Below are 16766 nucleotides of genomic sequence, written 5' to 3'. Positions count from 1 at the left end.
TCTCTTAGCCAGCGAGCTGACGGCGGAGTTCGGTCAGGCGGGCGATGACCGAAGCGTCAAGCACTTCGTCGCCTACCTGTACACGGACTCCACCGATCAGTGCGGGGTCAACGGTGACGTTGACCTTCAGTTCGCGGCCGTAGAGGGCATTGAGCCCGGCCTGCAGTCGGCTGGCCTGCGTTTCCGTCAACGGACGGGTAACGCTGACAGTTGCAATCCAGCGCTGCTGGCGCTTGGCTGCAAGCTTCGCGAAGGATTCCACGAGCTTGCTCGGCTTGACACCGCGCGGCTCCGAAACTGCCTGGCCAATAAGAACCTTGGCTTCCTCGCTGATGCCAGGAACAAGCTTCTCGGCAAGGGCAGTCTTGGCGGCACCCGATGCCTGCGGCTCAGACAAAGCCCGCTGTACTTCGTGGCTGGAAGCGACAACCTGGTTGAAAGCAAACAGATCGTTTTCCAGCTCTTCCAGCCCCGTAATACCGGAGGCAGAAACGGCCGACTTGTTTTCAGCTACCGCAATGACGACCGTGGCGGCAAGCGTCTCGAGTGCATCGCCGATATCGCGTGCGGATGCCCAGCGCGAGCCGGCCAGTCCACCTGCAATCTCAGCAGCATCAGCGGAGACTTTTCCGCCAACCAGCTGCTTGACCAGCGCCGACTTCTCGTCCCCGCTGCGGGAAGGGTCAGTCAGGGCGCGGCGCAAGCCAGCCGAGCTGTCCACCGTTCCCAGGATTCCGAAGAGGTCCTTAGCCAACTGCAGCGAGGCCAAAGGAAGCTTGGCTTCCAGGTCTGCCAGTGCTTTGGTCAGCGATTCGCTCGATATTCCTGCCATTACTTAGCTGCACCTGCGTTCTGGGTCTCCAGATCAGCCAGGAAGCGGTCCACGACGCGTGCGGAGCGCTCGTCGTCGTTGAGTGCTTCGCCGACGATGCGGCCTGCCAGCGTGGTAGCAAGCGTGCCAACCTCGGAGCGGAGCGAGACAACTGCTGCCTGGCGCTCGGACTCAATGGCAGCGTGTGCCTGCTCGGTGATGCGTGCAGATTCGGCAGCTGCCTTGGCCTTCAGGTCCGCGAGGATCTGGGCGCCTTCGGCACGTGCTTCTTCGCGGATGCGGTTGGCCTCGGCACGGGCATCGGTGAGCTGCTGCTTGTACTCTTCAAGAGCTGCAGAAGCTTCTGCCTGGGCCTGCTCGGCCTTCGCAATGCCACCTTCAATTGCTTCGGCGCGCTCTGCGAACGTCTTCTCGAACATCGGGACAACAAACTTGACCACGATGAACAGGAGGACAGCAAAGCCGACCAGGACAACGCCCATTTCCCAAACATTGGGAACGAGCGGGTTTGCCCCTTCAGTGGCGGCTGAGATGATCAGCTGATTCATGTTTCACCCGTCCTATCTACTCGGTTGCGGAATTCGCTGTGTTCTGAAGTTGAAACTAGAGAACGAATGCGAAGACGAGGCCGAGGATGGCAAGAGCTTCGGTCAGGGCCAGACCAAGGAACGCGATCGGCTGCAGCACGCGCTGAGCTTCCGGCTGACGAGCAACACCGTTGATGTAAGCCGCGAACACGAGACCAACACCGATACCACCGCCGATTGCGGACAGACCGTAACCTACGAGGTTGAGATTGCCTTCCATTTTTTTCCTTTCAAGATGCCACCCATGTGGCAGGTTGTTTGGTTTACTTCAATCCCCTGAGGGGAAGTCTGGGAGCCTTAGTGGCTGTCGGCGTGCAGGGCGCCTTCGATATAGATCGCGGTCAGCAGGGTGAACACGTAAGCCTGCAGTGCCATGATCAGTGCCTCAAGCATGTACATGGCGATGGCACCCACCAGCACCAGGACCGAGGTTCCCTTGAGCAGGACGTTCTCCTGCATGACCAGGAACTCAATGCCGGACCCGGCGAGCATGACGATCAAGTGGCCGGCCAGCATGGTCGCAAACAGACGGAGGCTGTGCGTTACCGGACGGACCAGGAAGTTGGAGATGATTTCGATCGGTACGACGATCGGGAGGATGTACCACGGAACACCGGAAGGAACAGTGGCGAGCTTGAAGTAGCGCAGGCCGTTCTTCTTGATGCCGATGATGATCCAGGTGAAGTACACGATTCCTGCAAGCACGTAGGCGCCGCCGACGTGGGAGAAGCTCGGGAGCTGGATCACCGGAATGGCGCCGTAGATGTTGTTCACGAGGATGAAGAAGAACAGGCTGAACAGCAGCGGAACATACTTGATGAAGTCCTTGCCGCCGATGATGTCCTTGGCGATGCTGTTACGAACGAAGCCGTAGGCCATTTCGCCGGCGAATTGCAGCTTGCCGGGGACCAGCTGCTGCTTCCGCGCGGCGGCCACAAAGAAGCCGGCAATAATGACAACCGACAGGATCACCAGCAGCATTTGCTTGGAGAAGCCGTCCGCAGCACCCCAGGGCAGGATTGCCGGCAGGTGCATTTCTTCGATTCCGGGTGGGGTGAAGGACCCCGAATCCTGGGCTGGGAGCGCAAGCGCGATCAACGCGTTTCCTCTCTGCTGTGTCCATCATTGGGCATTGGGCGGAACGCGGACACGTTCGACGCATCCCCATTCCATGTGAAATTATTTGGCATTACTGTCCCCGTCCTTGGACGGGCCGCTGTCTGCGTTGTTCTCTCCGGCAGAAGTGCTTTGCTTGGTGAGGCCGTGCATATGGGAAAGATAGAACCCTCCTGCGGCTCCCAGCAGAGCGCCAAGGAGCACAATCCAGCGGGTCCCCCACAGATTATCCAGTCCCCAGCCTATCAAACTCCAGACAATGATCCCGCCAATGATGTAGCTGAAGACAGCGATGCCGGCGTTGTATCCGCCATCGTTCCGGACTTCTGCCTCATCGGCGGCGTGGCTGGACCCGGAAGCAGGAGCTGCCTGGGACGACTTGCGCTTACGCAGTGGCATCAGGGCCAGCCTTCCGGTCCGCGGGATCGTTGAAAATCTGCAGGCGGGCTTTGCTGAATCCGTAGAGTTCTGCGGCCTGCCAGGCCACGATGCCCACGACGGCGCCGATCAGGAACCAGCGGCCATTAAGCCAATCCGGCCTGCCAAGAGCGAAGAGCACGATGGCAAAACCGACGACCTTAATGAAATACGTCGCAACAAAGAGGCCGATTGCTCCGGATGGGTTGTTCCGGCCAACGAAATGGCCAATCAGGAGGCTGATGGCAAAGAAGACCATCACCAGCAGTGCGCCGGCCGCCGTCGAGAGCGAAGCCAATCCGCCGTCGAGCATGGCCGACACGACGGAAGCGATCGCAGCTGCAACGCCGGCGGTGAGGGCGCTCAGAAGAAGGAGCCTGAGCCACAAAGAGGAGACGCGCCCGAAAACTCCAACACCACGTTTGCCGGACGGACGTCCGGTTTCGGCGTTGGATGTCATGGGGATACCAATCCTCGTGGCAGGGGAGCCATATTCTCAAAGTGGGGTTACGGGCGAGTGACTGTCCGCACCAAGAATTCTACACGAGATAGAACTGTGACCCTAACCGGGGGCCGCCTGCTACTCCCCCGGTTGCGCAGTGTTTCGGGTGAAGTACGGCCATGCCGTGACTGCGGCCATGACGAGCGCAGCGGCAACGTCCACGATGAGGACGATCTGCCAGGGGAAGACTGCGAAGGCGACGCCGCCGAAGGCAAGGATGCAGGTCCAGACGTAGAGCATGACGACGGCGGTGCGGTGCGAGTAGCCCAGGTCCACCAGCTTGTGGTGGAGGTGCCCGCGGTCCGCGGACCATGGAGACTGTCCACGGGCCGTCCTGCGGACCACGGCCATGCCAAAGTCCAGCAGCGGCAGTGACAGGACAGCGAAAGGCAGGAGGATCGGAATGATCGTGGGAATACCGTTGGCGCGGTCATAGAGGCCGGAACCGATCTGCCCGGTAGCCACCACGCCGGCGGCGGCCATAAGGAGTCCTATCAGCATGGCCCCGGAATCGCCCATGAAAATCTTGGCAGGAAACCAGTTGTGCGGCAGGAAACCAATGCAGCCGCCCACCAGGATGGCCATGAGGAGCGTGGCCAGGTCCGAGTTGTCCGTGGACGGGTTGTTCCGGTGGACCCAGTACGCCGTCAGGAAGAACGCTCCCCCACCGATGGTGGCCACGCCCGCTGCGAGGCCGTCCAGTCCGTCGATGAAGTTCACCGCATTCATGGTGGTGACGATCAGGCCTGCCGTAAGAACGATCTGGACCAGTTCGGACTGGATGAAGATGGGCTCGGGTATGAAAGGAACCACGGACATCCGCACGCCCCAGATGGCCACGATGAAGGCGGCTGCGGCCTGGCCAAGGAGCTTGATCCACCAGCGGATGTCCAGGATGTCGTCGGCGACACCGACAGCGACGATCACCACCGCGCCGGCGAGAATCCCCCACGGCGCATCGTTGTGCCTGAAGATGTCCTTGACGAAGAACGAGTTGCCCGCCACGACGAGGGCGACGAAAAAGCCTGCGAAGATGCCCAGGCCACCCAGCTTGGAGATCAGGGACGAATGCATGTCCCTGCTGCGGATGGGACGGTAGAGCCGGAGCTTGTTGCCCAGGACGCGTGCGCCCCACGTTCCCGCATAGGACACCACGGCAGCCGTGAGCGCCATCAGCAGATACATGATCATGATGCGGCTCCGGGACGCAGCGCGGTGGCCGCTGGAAAGTCGAATGGTTCGGGGCAGCTTGGTGTGTGGAACGCTGTCTGTGGATAAATGGAACTACTCCGTCGCCATGCCTGCACCGGCCGTGCCGAATGTTGCTGGTTTTCTGTGGACTCTTGTCACGATACTAATGCCAACCGCCGTGACCACCGGCTCGACGCAGCCGCCGGCGGACCTGCTTTTGGCCGCCGCGTTGCTGCGGATCTCCTACTTTGCCGGACCCGTGACGTCCCGCAGGGCATAGATGCCGTCCAGGACTTTCGCATTGGATCGCGGAGGCCTGTAGCTGTCGCGCAGGCCCTTCAAGAAACCCGCCACGAGGACTTTGCGGTTGGACGAGGAGGCAATGGTCCGGGTCCAGTTCCGAAGGGAAGCACCCGTAAAGAGGACTTTTTCCCACGGCGCCAGGGCGTTGGAGCGCGTGTAGACCCACAGCTTGTTACGGACCTCGTAATAGAACCGGGGACCGGGATCCGCGCCGGCGTCACCGAAAACTTTGGTGTGGTGGTTGGCCACCGAAGCGTCCGTGGCCAATGCGACACCACGCCGGGATACGCGGGCCGTAAATTCGAGGTCGTCGTTCCAGATGAAGTAGTCGGCGATCGGCAAGCCGTGGCGCCGGATCTCATCGGCATGGACCAGTACGGAGACAAACGAGGCGCTTCGGATCTGGGTGGCACCCACGCGGGTGGCGGCTACGCGCGCCTGCCCGCTTGCACCGATTCGTGGCCGCATACGGTTCATGGGATGGTCGCGGCCATCTGTCCACACCACCCGGCTGGCGATGAACCCAGGGGTCTCCCCCGTCTGCTGCGCATAGCCCTCGGACACATCCAGGGCTTCCTGCAGGGCGCCGGGTTGCGGTTCGGTATCGTCGTCCATGATCCACACATGATGGGCGCCATGGTCCAGGACGGCACGCTCCATCCCCACCACGAAGCCACCGGCACCGCCCACGTTGGTGTTCAACGTGACCACGTCGGCTGGCACGGGACCGGCATAGGTGCGCAGGAAGTCCGCCGTTCCGTCCGTGGAGGCATTGTCCACAATGACGACGGCGTCCGGCACCTGGGTACCGGCGGCGATACCCGCCAGTGTTGTCTCAAGGAGCTCGCGCCGGTTATAGGTCACCACAACGGCAACCACAACGGGTTTTGACATTACTTCCCTTTGGTTGGGGATGGCTGGAATCGCTTGCGGACCAACAGTCCCGCCAGCTTCCACGGTTCAACAAACACTCGGTAGGCCACCCGGCCGGGGTGGAGCACAAGCCGCCAGGCCCACTCCAGGCCCAGGCGCCCCAGCCAGCGTGGCGCCAGCTTCTGCACGCCGGCAACTTGTTCGATCGCCCCACCAACAGCGCAATAGACGGCAGGCGGCAGTTGCCTGATCCTCCGTTGCAGGACCATCTCCTGCAACGGCATGCCAAGTCCCAGCAAAACCAGTTGGGGACGATACGCTGCCAGCCAAGCAACCACGGCGTCCTCGAGGGCGTCGTCCCAGCCTTCGCCGGGCATGCCGTCCACCGTAGCACCCGGGATGATGGTCCGGAGCTTGGCCACCGCCTTGGTATTGGCGTCGCGTCCGGCACCAATCACCGCCACGCGCTCCAATCCGCCCACGCCGCCCAGTTCCGGAATCCAGTCCATGGATCCCATGCGGTAGGCCATGGTCCCCTGGCCAAGCGGCTTCAGTTGGTCCCGATGGGCCAGACCCCACAACATGGCCACGGGTGCACCGTCCAGGAGGACAATCTCGCTGGCTTCATACAGCGCACGAAAGTCCGGACGCGAGTGGAACAACGTGACGCTGTGCAGGTTGTGACCCAGCACCGTGGTGGTTTTTCCGCCGGCGATGAGACCTCCGAGCGCTGCAACCACGCCGTCAGCGCGCAGCGGAGTGGCGTCGACGTCGAGGACGGGGACGCGCTGGCGTTCGGGAATCATTCCGGGGTGGCTTCGCGTTCAGCGTCGGCCTCCGGTTCAGCTTCCGCTGCCGGGGCCTCGGGAGCCTTGCTTTCGCCCAGGCCCAACACTGAAGGAACAACCTCCCGCAAGCGTTCCAGGGAGATGGCTCCCTGGCGCACCACCTTCAACGGTGCGGACGTGGCATCCACGATCGTCGAGGGGATGCCTGCAGTGCCTTGGACCGGTCGGAAGCCTCCTTCGAGGTAGACCTCCACCGATTCCGCCAATTGCAGGCGGGCTTCGGAGGCGGTCTGCGCCGCTTCCTGGCCGGTCCGGTTGGCAGAAGAGACTGCGAGCGGACCGGTGAGGCCCAACAGTTCCAGGGCCAGCTGGTCGTCGGGCATGCGGAGGGCGACGGTGCCCTTCGTATCGCCGAGGTCCCAGTCAAGCGAAGGCTGCGCATGGAGGATGAGCGTCAGGCCACCGGGCCAAAACGCCTGTGCCAGGGCGCGGGCGTCCGCCGGGACGTCGGTGGCCAGTCCGTCCAAAGCGTTGATCCGCGGGATCAGGACGGGGGGAGGCATTTGGCGGCTGCGGCCCTTGGATGCCAGCAGCATGGTTACGGCCAGCGGAGAGAAGGCGTCGGCCGCGATGCCGTACACAGTGTCCGTGGGCATCACGATGCACTTCTTTTCGCTGATGGCACGCTGCGCGTGTTGAAGTCCTTCAGCCCGCTGGTCATCGGAAGTGCAATTGTAGGTTGTGGTCACAGCGCTATTCTTTCACTCGTTGGGAGCGGTCTTTGCCAGCACTGCGCTCGTGGCACGTTCCTTGCCGTTGAGGTCAAAGTGCGTGGTAATTTCCTGCCAGCGTCCGGCCCGCCGCAGCATGCCGGCGATCCATTCGGCCTGCACTTCCGCGTGTTCCATGACGAAGTACCCCCCGGGCTTCAGGAGGCGCGCCGCGGACGCCGCTGCCGCCGTCGGAAGTTCCATCCCGTCGGCTCCCCCGCCGTACAGGGCTTCGGGCGGGTCGTGAAGGGCGACTTCCGGTTCGTTGGGAATCGCTTCGGCCGGAATGTAGGGCGGATTCGATACGACGGCGTCAAAGGTTCCGTCGTAGTCGGGCAGGGCGTCACGGAGGTCCCCGTGTATCAGGGTTACCCCCAGCGGTTCCAGGTTCTTGGCGGCCCACGCATGGGCCAAAGTGCTGAACTCCACGGCGAAGACGGCGGCGCCCGGGATCTCATGCGCGAGGGACCCTGCAATCGCCCCGGAACCGGTTCCGAGGTCCACCACCTTGGGAGCATCGAACCCCGCCAGATGGTCAATCACAAGTTGCACCACCGACTCCGTCTCGGGCCGCGGGATGAAGACTCCAGGCCCCACGCGCAACTCCAGGTGGCGGAAAAAGGCCACCCCGGTGATGTGTTGCAACGGCACGCGCCCGGCTCGCTCGGCAACCAAGGCAGCGTAACCCTCCGGTGCGGGTGAATCGCCGAGGAGCAACGCACGCAGGCGTCCAAGGCCCACACCCAGGAGGTGGTCGGCAAGGAGCTCTGCGTCGACCCTCGGGGTGGGCACGCCGGCGTCGGACAAAATGGCTGTGGCCTCGCGAACGGCGTCCGCGAGGCTCTGGCCAGGATGGAACGGCATGGCTTTGGCTACCGGCTGTTACTCGCCGATGGCGTCAAGCCGCGACTGCTCGTCCATTTCGATCGCCGACTGGATGACCGGCTCCAGGTCTCCATTCATCACGGCGTCAAGGTTGTACGCCTTGTAGCCCGTGCGATGGTCCGCAATACGGTTTTCCGGGAAGTTGTACGTGCGGATGCGCTCCGAACGGTCCATGGTGCGGATCTGCGACTTGCGCTGCTCCGAGTTGGCGGCGTCGATCTGCTCCTGCTGGTGGGCAAGGAGGCGTGCACGCAGCACGCGCATGCCCGCTTCACGGTTCTGGAGCTGCGACTTCTCGTTCTGCATGGCCACAACGATGCCCGTGGGCAAGTGGGTGATGCGGACTGCGGAGTCCGTGGTGTTGACGGACTGGCCACCGGGACCGGACGAACGGTAGACGTCGATCTTCAGGTCGTTTTGGCTGATCTCAAGTTCCTCGGGCTCGTCCACTTCCGGAAGGACCAGGACACCGGCTGCGGACGTGTGGATGCGGCCCTGCGACTCCGTGACGGGAACGCGCTGCACCCGGTGCACGCCGCCTTCGAACTTCAGGCGGGCAAAGACGCCTTCTGCGGGATCGTTCGAGTTGCCCTTGATGGCCACCGAAACGTCCTTGTAGCCGCCAAGATCGGATTCGGTGGCCGAGATCATTTCGGTCTTCCAGCCGCGGGACTCGGCGTACCGCATGTACATGCGCAACAGGTCGCCGGCGAACAACGCCGCTTCGTCGCCACCTTCGCCGCCCTTGACTTCAAGGATCACGTTGCGCGCATCATCCGGGTCACGCGGAATGAGAAGACGGCGCAGCCGCTCCTGCGCAGCGGGAATCTGCTCTTCGAGCTGCTCAAACTCGGCAGCGAAATCCGGGTCTTCTGCCGCCATTTCCTTGGCAGCTTCCATGTCATCGTTGAGCCCGCGCCATTTGTTGTACGCCTCCACGATGCCCTGGAGCTGGGCAGAACGCCGCCCCAACTTGCGGGCTACGGACTGGTCAGCGTAAACAGCAGGATCGCTCAGCTGTGCCTGGATGGCAGCGTGCTCATCAAGCAATCCCTGGACGGACTCAAACATTTTCAAACCTCTTTCGACTCGTACAAGTCTAATAACTGCGGCGTGTGGTTACTGACAGCCCAACCCGGCTGGGCCGAAAACGGAACGAGCCGCTGATTCTGCCGCCCCGCGCGGGGGCAGCAGAATCAGCGGCTCACCAGAGCAGCTACTTGTCGTTGTCCGACTTTGCTCCAAGAGTCGTCTTCTGGACCTGCATGAGGAACTCGACGTTGCTTTGTGTTTCCCGGATCTTGTTGGTCAGCAGCTCGAGGCTCTGCTGCTGCTCCAGGCCGGAAAGGACGCGGCGCAGCTTCCACATGATCTTGACTTCTTCAGCCGAGAGCAGGTTCTCTTCGCGGCGGGTGCCGGACGCGTTGACGTCCACGGCCGGGAAGATACGCTTGTCCGCCAGCTGGCGGGACAGGCGCAGTTCCATGTTGCCGGTGCCCTTGAACTCTTCGAAGATGACCTCGTCCATCTTGGAACCGGTCTCGACGAGCGCAGTTGCCAGGATGGTGAGCGAGCCGCCGTTTTCGATGTTTCGGGCAGCACCGAAGAAGCGCTTCGGCGGGTACAGGGCTGCGGAGTCCACACCACCGGACAGGATACGGCCGGAGGCCGGCGCTGCCAGGTTGTACGCACGGCCCAGTCGGGTCATGGAGTCGAGGAGGACCACCACGTCCATGCCCATTTCGACGAGGCGCTTGGCACGTTCGATCGACAGCTCGGCAACCGTGGTGTGGTCGTCAGCGGGACGGTCGAAGGTGGAGGCGATGACCTCGCCCTTGACAGTGCGCTGCATGTCCGTGACTTCTTCAGGACGTTCGTCAACCAGCACCATCATGAGGTGGACCTCAGGGTTGTTGGTGGTGATCGCGTTCGCAATGGACTGCAGGATGAGCGTCTTGCCGGCTTTCGGCGGGGAGACGATCAAGCCACGCTGGCCCTTGCCGATCGGAGCCACGAGGTCGATGACGCGCGGACCGATCTTCTTGGGGTCCGTTTCCAGGCGCAGGCGCTCGGACGGGTAGAGCGGCACGAGCTTGGCGAACTCTACGCGGTCCTTCAGTTCTTCCGGCGTCTTGCCGTTCACCGAGGTCACGCGGACCAGGGCGTTGAACTTCTGGCGGGAGGACTGCTGGTTGCGGTCTTCACCGTCGCGCGGTGCGCGGATGGCACCTACCACCGCGTCGCCCTTGCGGAGGTTGTACTTCTTGACTTGTGCCAGGGAGACGTAGACGTCGTTGGCGCCCGGGAGGTAGCCGGACGTGCGGATGAACGCGTAGTTCTCCAGCACGTCCAGGATGCCGGCAACGGGCAGCAGGACGTCGTCTTCGGTCACCTCGACGTCATCGACGTCCGGACCTTGGGCGCGGCCACGACGGCGTTCGTTGCGGTCGCGGAAGCGGTCGCTGCGGGTGTTGCCGTCACGGTTGTCCGGCCCCCCTCGACGGTCGTTCCGGTCGTTCTGGTCGTTGCGGTCACGACGGTTGCGACGGCTCCGGCGGTTGCCGCCGTCTTCGGCGTCGTTGGTGTCCTCGCGGCGGTTGCGGGAATTGTCGCGGCGTTCGCGCTGCTGCTGATCGCCGGATTCGGCCTGCTCGCGCTGTTCGGCACGTTCGCCGCGCGGTTCGCGCTGCTGCTGTTCGGTACGGGGCTCGCGCTGCTCGGTACGCTGTTCCGCGCCACGGGTTTCCGTTGCCTGGTGCTCGGCTGCGGGAGCCTCTGCGGTCTCGGCGGCGGCAGCAGGAGCTTCATTACGACGGCGGTTGCGCGTCCGGGGCTGGCGGCGCTCGGTTCCGGCTTCGGCTGCTTCAGGAGCTGCCGGAGCCTCAGCGGCGGGAGCAGCAGCGGCCTCGGCGCTGGCTGCGGCTGCCTCTGCGGCGGCAACGACGCCATCGCTGGTTGCCCGGCGGCTTCGGCCACGACCGCGGCGGGGCGCCTCCTGGGCTGCGGCCTCGGGAGCGGCTTCTGCCGCCGGGGCGGGGCTTTCGACCGGCTTGGCCTCGGCTGCGGGGGCTTCCTTGGGCGCGGAAGTCGACTTGGCTGCAGTTGCCTTGGTGGGCGCCTTCGCCGTGGACGTACCGGCACGGTGGGCGGAAATGGCATTGACCAGATCCCCCTTGCGCATACGCGATCCCCCGGAGATGCCCAGCTGGCTCGCGAGAGCCTGAAGCTGGGCGAGCTTAAGGCCCGCAAGGCCGCTGCTCTTGGTGGTTGCTGCCGTTGACGACTCGGCAGCAGAAGATGTGGTGTCCACAGCTGAAGCCAGCTCAGTGGTTTCTGTCACGAAGGATCCTTCCCCCTCGACGGCGTCCGAAGCGAGAGCCGGACGCGATGATTTGTTCTGGGTTGCAGTTCAGATCTGCAACCGTTGATTTCGGCCGTGCCTGATGGATTGTGGCCAACAGGGCCGGATACTGATCGTCTTCACTGGATCCAGTTGCCCGGACAGCCGACTGACTTTTCAGGAAACAGAGAGAGTTCTGCGGCACCTGAGACAGGCCGGAAGGAGACGGCACCGCCAAACGTTGGCACAGTTGACGAAAGGTACGGCGAAACCACCGAGATCCAAAATCAGGGAACTGCCCGCGGCTTTACCGGCGGTGCACTTCCACTCTAGCACCTTCAACGTCCACAGCCAGCGTCATCACACGCCAATCGACGTCCGGTGTGTTGGCGGAGGTGAAACCATTGATGTGTTCCGTGATGGCTGCCGCCTCAGCGGGTCCGTTTGCCAGGACCATCACCGTGGGGCCCGCCCCCGAAACCACCGCGGCGAAACCTGCAGAACGCAACGAGGCGATAAGGTTCGCGCTGGGGCGCATTGCCTCGGCGCGGTAGCTCTGGTGCAGGTAGTCTTCGGTACCCGGGAGCAGCAAAGCAGGCTGCGTGGTAAGGGCATGGACAAGCAGTGCGGCCCGGCCCGAGTTCATGGCGGCGGCGTGGTGGCCCACGGAGGCCGGAAGCAGGCCACGGGCAGTTTCGGTGGACAGCTCGTAGTCCGGGACGGCCACCACGGGGACAACCGCTTGTGCTACGTCGGCACGAGTACTGCTGTACTGCTCGCTGTCCTGCCATGACAGCGCCAGTCCGCCGAAAATGGCGGGTGCGACGTTGTCCGGATGGCCTTCGATCTCGCTGGTCAGCTGAAGGATCCAATCGCGGTCCTTGCGGGCTTCCTCGGGCACCAGTGCATTTGCCGCGCTGACGGCGGCAACCACGGCGGAGGCAGAAGAGCCCAGTCCACGGCCATGGGGATTCACATTGTCCGCGATGATCTTGAGGCCACCCCTGGCGAAGCCAAGGCGTTCGAGGGCCAAGTCAATGGCGCGAACCACCAAATGGGAAGCGTCGCGCGGAAGGGTGTCCGCGCCCTCACCGGAGAGCTCGAATTCGAGCTCTCCGGTGGGCAGTGTCTCCACCGTCAAGGTGTCGTAAATGGACAGGGCCAAACCGAGGCTGTCATAGCCGGGACCCAGGTTGGCACTCGTTCCGGGGACCTTGACGGTGAGCCGCTGGCCTGCCGCGACGAGCGCACGATCAGTCGCGGTGGGCTGCGTTGTTTCCACTCTTTACTTTTCTTCCAGTCCCAGTTCTGCTGCAACGGTGACGACGTCGTTCGGCACCTTGACCGGCTGGACATCGCTGCCGTCTTCGGTGCGGAGGGCCCACTGCGGGTCCTTGAGGCCGTGGCCCGTCACGGTGATGACGATCGTCTTGCCCGAGGGCACCTCGCCCGCGGCGTGCTTCTTGATGAGGCCAGCGACGCCTGCGGCGGAGCCGGGCTCGACGAAAACGCCTTCCTTGGAGGAAAGCCAGCGGTGGGCAGCAAGGATTTCCTCGTCGTTCACCGCTTCAATGAGGCCACCGGACTCGTCGCGGGCTGCGACGGCCGTCTCCCACGATGCCGGGTTGCCGATGCGGATTGCCGTGGCGATGGTATCCGGCTCGGTGATGGGGTGGCCGGCAACGAACGGAGCGGCGCCTGCAGCCTGGAAGCCCCACATGATGGGAGTCTTGGTGGAAACCGCGGGCAGCGTGCCGTTGGCAGTCTCGAACGGAGCCGAGTACTCCTTGTAGCCCTTCCAGTAGGCGCTGATGTTGCCGGCATTGCCCACGGGCAGCACATGGATGTCCGGAGCGTCGCCCAGGGAGTCCACCACCTCGAAAGCTCCCGTCTTCTGGCCTTGGATACGGGCCGGGTTTACGGAGTTCACCAGGAAGACCGGGTAGGACTCGCCGAGCTTGCGGGCGATGTCCAGGCAATTGTCAAAGTTGCCGTCCACCTGAAGCAGCGTGGCGCCGTGGGCAATGGCCTGGCTCAACTTGCCCATGGAGATCTTGCCTTCGGGCACCAGAACGGCGCACTTGAGCCCGGCGGCCGTGGCGTACGCGGCAGCGGAGGCAGAGGTGTTGCCCGTTGATGCACAAACGACTGCCTTGGCACCGGCTTCGACGGCGGCCGTCATGGCCATGGTCATGCCGCGGTCCTTGAAGGAACCCGTGGGGTTCATGCCTTCGACCTTGAGGTACACCTGCGAGCCGGTCAGCTCCGAGAGCTTCTGCGCGTGGACAAGTGGAGTACCGCCCTCGCCGAGGGTGATGACCTTCGTGGCTTCCGTTACAGGCAAACGATCAGCGTATTCGCGGATTACTCCGCGCCATTGGTGAGCCACTTAGACCCCTTCTACCCGCAGTACGGATGTCACAGAATTGATGACGTCAAGGCCCTTTACGGCCTGGACGGTTGCTGCGAGTGCAGCTTCGGATGCCCGGTGCGTCACGATTTTCAGCTCAGCCGACTCAACATTGGATGCGGAATCCCGGTGGATCGTCTGGCGCATGATTTCGATGGAGACACCGTTCTCCGCGAAAATGTGGGCGATGCGTGCCAGGACGCCCGCTTGGTCGGCCACATCGAGGCCGATGTAGTAGCTGGTGTTGGAGGCATCGACGGGAAGTGCCGGAACATGTCCCGTGGTGGTTTCGGTGCGGCCCGGACCGCCGAGGACCAGCCTGCGCGCGGCGGAGACCAAGTCACCCAAAACAGCGGAAGCCGTAGGCGTTCCGCCGGCGCCCCGGCCGTAGAACATCAGCTCGCCGGCATTCTCGGCCTCGATGAAGACGGCATTGAACGCGCCACGGACGGCAGCGAGGGGGTGCTCACGCGGCAACAGCGTGGGGTGGACACGGACGGAGATGCCGCTGCCGTTGTCCGAGGAATCGATCTTCTCCGCGATGGCCAGGAGCTTGATCACGAAGCCGGCTTCCTTGGCAGAAGCGATGTCCTCGGCACTGACCTTGGTGATGCCTTCGCAGTAGACGTCGTCCAGCGAGAAACGGGTATGGAAGGACAAGGAGGCAAGGATCGCAGCCTTGGCGGCGGCATCGTGGCCCTCCACGTCGGCGGTGGGGTCGGCCTCCGCGTAGCCCAGCCGCTGGGCCTCGGCCAGGGCGTCGGCGAACTGCGCGCCGGTGCTGTCCATCTGGTCGAGGATGAAGTTGGTGGTGCCGTTGACGATGCCCAGGACCCGCGTGATGCGGTCACCGGACAGGCTGTCGCGAATGGGGCGAAGGATGGGGATGGCTCCGGCTACCGCGGCCTCGTAGGACAACTGCACGCCGGCCTTGTCCGCCTCTTCGTAGAGGGTGGGACCGTCCTGCGCCAGAAGTGCCTTGTTTCCCGTGACAACGCAGGCCCCGTTCTGGATGGCCGTGAGGATCAGCGAACGGGCCGGCTCGATGCCACCCATGAGCTCGATCACGAGGTCGGCGTCCTTGACCAGGGTCTCGGCGTCCGTGGTGAAGAGTTCACGCGGCAGCTCAACATCGCGGGGGGTGTCGATGTTGCGCACGGCAATGCCGGACAGTTCCAGGCGGGCACCGCTCCGGGCCGCAAGGGCGTCGGCGTCGTCAATCAGAATCCGCGCGACCTGGGCCCCAACGTTGCCACAGCCCAGCAGGGCCACCTTCAGGTTTCGCACTTCAGACATTCGCCACTCCCATGTCGCGGTTCAAGAGATCTTCTTCGGTTTCCCCGCGGACAATGAGCCGGGCGGCTCCGTCGCGCACAGCGACAACGCCAGGCCGGGCCAGGTAGTTGTAGTTGCTGGAGAGGGCCCAGCAGTAGGCGCCGGTACCCGGTACTGCGAGCAAATCACCGGCTGCCACATCCGCGGGCAGATATACATCTCTAACAACTATGTCGCCGCTCTCGCAATGTTTGCCCACTACGCGGGACAGCTGCGGATCGGCGTTCGAGCCCCGCGAGGCCAAAACGGCCGAATAATCCGCGTCGTAGAGCACCGGACGGGCGTTATCGCTCATGCCTCCGTCCACCGACACATAGCGGCGCGGATACGTAACGTTCTCCATGCCGTCTTCGCCCGTTTCAGCGTCCACGCGGACTGTCTTGAGGGTTCCCACTTCGTACAACGTGAAGGTGGTGCTGCCAACAATGGCCCGTCCGGGTTCGATGGAAATTCGCGGCGATTCGATGCCCAGTTCCCCGCACGTGGTGCGAACGACGGCGGCCATCGCCTCCGCGATTTCTGCCGCGGGACGGGGGGTGTCCACCGGCGTGTAGGCGATTCCGTAGCCCCCGCCGAGATCGAGTTCGGGCATGACGATTGCGTACTTCGACTGCATGGCAGCCTGGAAGCCGAGCAGTTTCTGCGCGGCGAGGGCGAAGCCGTCCGGTTCGAAAATCTGGGATCCGATGTGGCAGTGAAGGCCAAGGAGCTCAACGCTTGGGTAGGACGTTGCCGCGGCAACGGCCTCCTCGGCCGCCGAGAGCCCCGCTTCCTCGGTGGAATCCCCGGCCATGGACAGGCCGAACTTCTGGTCCTCGTGGGCGGTGGCAATGAACTCGTGGGTGTGCGCGTGGACTCCGGGAGTCAGGCGCAGCATGACCTTGGCCGTCTCACCCCGGCTGGACGCGATCTTGGCCACACGCTCCAGTTCGTCGAGGCTGTCCACCACAATGCGTCCAAGCTTCATGTCCAACGCCCTGTTGATTTCGGCATCGGACTTGTTGTTGCCGTGCAGGCCCAGGTGTGCCCCCGGGATCCCTGCGCGCGCAGCGACGGCCAACTCCCCGCCGGAACAGGTATCCAGCCGCAGGCCCTCGTCGGCAACCCAACTGGCCACGGCCGTGCAAAGGAAGGACTTTCCGGCGTAGTAGACGTCCACTCCCCCGCAGATGTCTGCGAAGGCGGCGTCGAAGGCTTCCTTGAAGGCCCGGGCCCGCGAACGGAAGTCCGATTCGCTCATCACAAAAAGCGGTGTGCCGAACTGTGCTTTGAGCTCACTGACGGGGATACCGTCGATGGCTACCTCGCCGGCGTCGTTCCTTTCCACCCCGGCCGCCCACATGGGCGGCTGCAAGGTATTCAGGTCGTCGGGAACGGCGAGCCATTCGGGCGCGAGCGGGGAAGAGTGTGCGGTCAT

17 protein-coding genes are annotated in these 16766 nt (G+C 63.5%); all 17 read right to left on the bottom strand.

The features are described 5' to 3' along the window. Positions 1 to 4: 4 nt before the first annotated feature. The 17 genes from ACFVSJ_RS08470 to lysA all read right to left on the bottom strand — a co-directional run bounded on the left by ACFVSJ_RS08470 (position 5) and on the right by lysA (position 16766). The gene (locus ACFVSJ_RS08470; RefSeq protein ID WP_387435866.1) at positions 5 to 832 is read right to left on the bottom strand and encodes a F0F1 ATP synthase subunit delta; all 828 of its coding nucleotides are present in this window, start codon (positions 830 to 832) and stop codon (positions 5 to 7) included. Continuing rightward, a complete protein-coding gene (locus tag ACFVSJ_RS08465; protein ID WP_387435864.1) occupies positions 832 to 1380 on the bottom strand; it encodes a F0F1 ATP synthase subunit B in 549 nt (182 codons plus the stop codon). Before ACFVSJ_RS08465 ends, ACFVSJ_RS08470 begins: the two co-directional genes overlap by 1 nt. Positions 1381 to 1435: 55 nt before the next feature. After that, the gene (gene atpE / locus ACFVSJ_RS08460; RefSeq protein ID WP_009356484.1) at positions 1436 to 1639 is read right to left on the bottom strand and encodes an ATP synthase F0 subunit C; all 204 of its coding nucleotides are present in this window, start codon (positions 1637 to 1639) and stop codon (positions 1436 to 1438) included. 77 nt (positions 1640 to 1716) lie between these two features. Further along, on the bottom strand, positions 1717 to 2517 hold the full coding sequence (gene atpB, locus ACFVSJ_RS08455) for a F0F1 ATP synthase subunit A (RefSeq protein WP_387435862.1): 801 nt from the start codon (positions 2515 to 2517) through the stop codon (positions 1717 to 1719). A gap of 81 nt (positions 2518 to 2598) precedes the next feature. Further along, the gene (locus ACFVSJ_RS08450; protein ID WP_387435860.1) at positions 2599 to 2934 is read right to left on the bottom strand and encodes a hypothetical protein; all 336 of its coding nucleotides are present in this window, start codon (positions 2932 to 2934) and stop codon (positions 2599 to 2601) included. Further along, positions 2921 to 3412 carry a hypothetical protein gene (locus tag ACFVSJ_RS08445; RefSeq protein WP_387435858.1) on the bottom strand — a complete coding sequence of 164 codons (492 nt, stop codon included), beginning with the start codon at positions 3410 to 3412 and terminating at the stop codon, positions 2921 to 2923. Before ACFVSJ_RS08445 ends, ACFVSJ_RS08450 begins: the two co-directional genes overlap by 14 nt. Positions 3413 to 3532: 120 nt before the next feature. After that, the gene (locus tag ACFVSJ_RS08440; RefSeq protein ID WP_387435856.1) at positions 3533 to 4645 is read right to left on the bottom strand and encodes an MraY family glycosyltransferase; all 1113 of its coding nucleotides are present in this window, start codon (positions 4643 to 4645) and stop codon (positions 3533 to 3535) included. Between the two features lie 243 nt (positions 4646 to 4888). Next, positions 4889 to 5842 (bottom strand): glycosyltransferase, encoded by a 954-nt coding sequence (locus ACFVSJ_RS08435; RefSeq protein WP_387435854.1) that lies wholly within the window; start codon positions 5840 to 5842, stop codon positions 4889 to 4891. Beyond that, positions 5842 to 6627: a WecB/TagA/CpsF family glycosyltransferase gene (locus ACFVSJ_RS08430; protein ID WP_387435852.1), complete on the bottom strand. Its 786-nt coding sequence runs from the start codon at positions 6625 to 6627 to the stop codon at positions 5842 to 5844. The genes ACFVSJ_RS08435 and ACFVSJ_RS08430 overlap by 1 nt, the downstream gene beginning before the upstream one ends. Next, on the bottom strand, positions 6624 to 7358 hold the full coding sequence (locus tag ACFVSJ_RS08425; RefSeq protein ID WP_387435850.1) for an L-threonylcarbamoyladenylate synthase: 735 nt from the start codon (positions 7356 to 7358) through the stop codon (positions 6624 to 6626). The genes ACFVSJ_RS08430 and ACFVSJ_RS08425 overlap by 4 nt, the downstream gene beginning before the upstream one ends. A gap of 12 nt (positions 7359 to 7370) precedes the next feature. Then, a complete protein-coding gene (gene prmC, locus ACFVSJ_RS08420; RefSeq protein WP_387435849.1) occupies positions 7371 to 8243 on the bottom strand; it encodes a peptide chain release factor N(5)-glutamine methyltransferase in 873 nt (290 codons plus the stop codon). A gap of 18 nt (positions 8244 to 8261) precedes the next feature. Then, a complete protein-coding gene (prfA, locus tag ACFVSJ_RS08415; RefSeq protein ID WP_387435847.1) occupies positions 8262 to 9335 on the bottom strand; it encodes a peptide chain release factor 1 in 1074 nt (357 codons plus the stop codon). Positions 9336 to 9480: 145 nt separating this feature from the next. Beyond that, complete coding sequence (gene rho, locus ACFVSJ_RS08410) at positions 9481 to 11604, bottom strand: transcription termination factor Rho (protein WP_387435845.1); 2124 nt, start codon at positions 11602 to 11604, stop codon at positions 9481 to 9483. Between the two features lie 307 nt (positions 11605 to 11911). Then, on the bottom strand, positions 11912 to 12886 hold the full coding sequence (gene thrB, locus ACFVSJ_RS08405) for a homoserine kinase (protein ID WP_387435843.1): 975 nt from the start codon (positions 12884 to 12886) through the stop codon (positions 11912 to 11914). Between the two features lie 3 nt (positions 12887 to 12889). Continuing rightward, complete coding sequence (thrC, locus tag ACFVSJ_RS08400; RefSeq protein WP_387435842.1) at positions 12890 to 13993, bottom strand: threonine synthase; 1104 nt, start codon at positions 13991 to 13993, stop codon at positions 12890 to 12892. Then, positions 13994 to 15310, bottom strand: coding sequence for a homoserine dehydrogenase (locus ACFVSJ_RS08395; protein ID WP_387435841.1), 1317 nt, complete (start codon positions 15308 to 15310; stop codon positions 13994 to 13996). It abuts the gene before it with no gap. Continuing rightward, entirely contained in the window at positions 15303 to 16766 is a 1464-nt protein-coding gene (lysA, locus tag ACFVSJ_RS08390) for a diaminopimelate decarboxylase (RefSeq protein WP_387435839.1), read from the bottom strand. The genes ACFVSJ_RS08395 and lysA overlap by 8 nt, the downstream gene beginning before the upstream one ends.

It is taken from the genome of Paenarthrobacter sp. NPDC058040, assembly GCF_042885775.1.
In the GTDB taxonomy this organism is placed as follows: Bacteria; Actinomycetota; Actinomycetes; order Actinomycetales; family Micrococcaceae; genus Arthrobacter.
The sequence above is the reverse complement of the archived record's forward strand: the minus strand, read 5'-3'. Positions and strand labels throughout refer to the sequence as shown.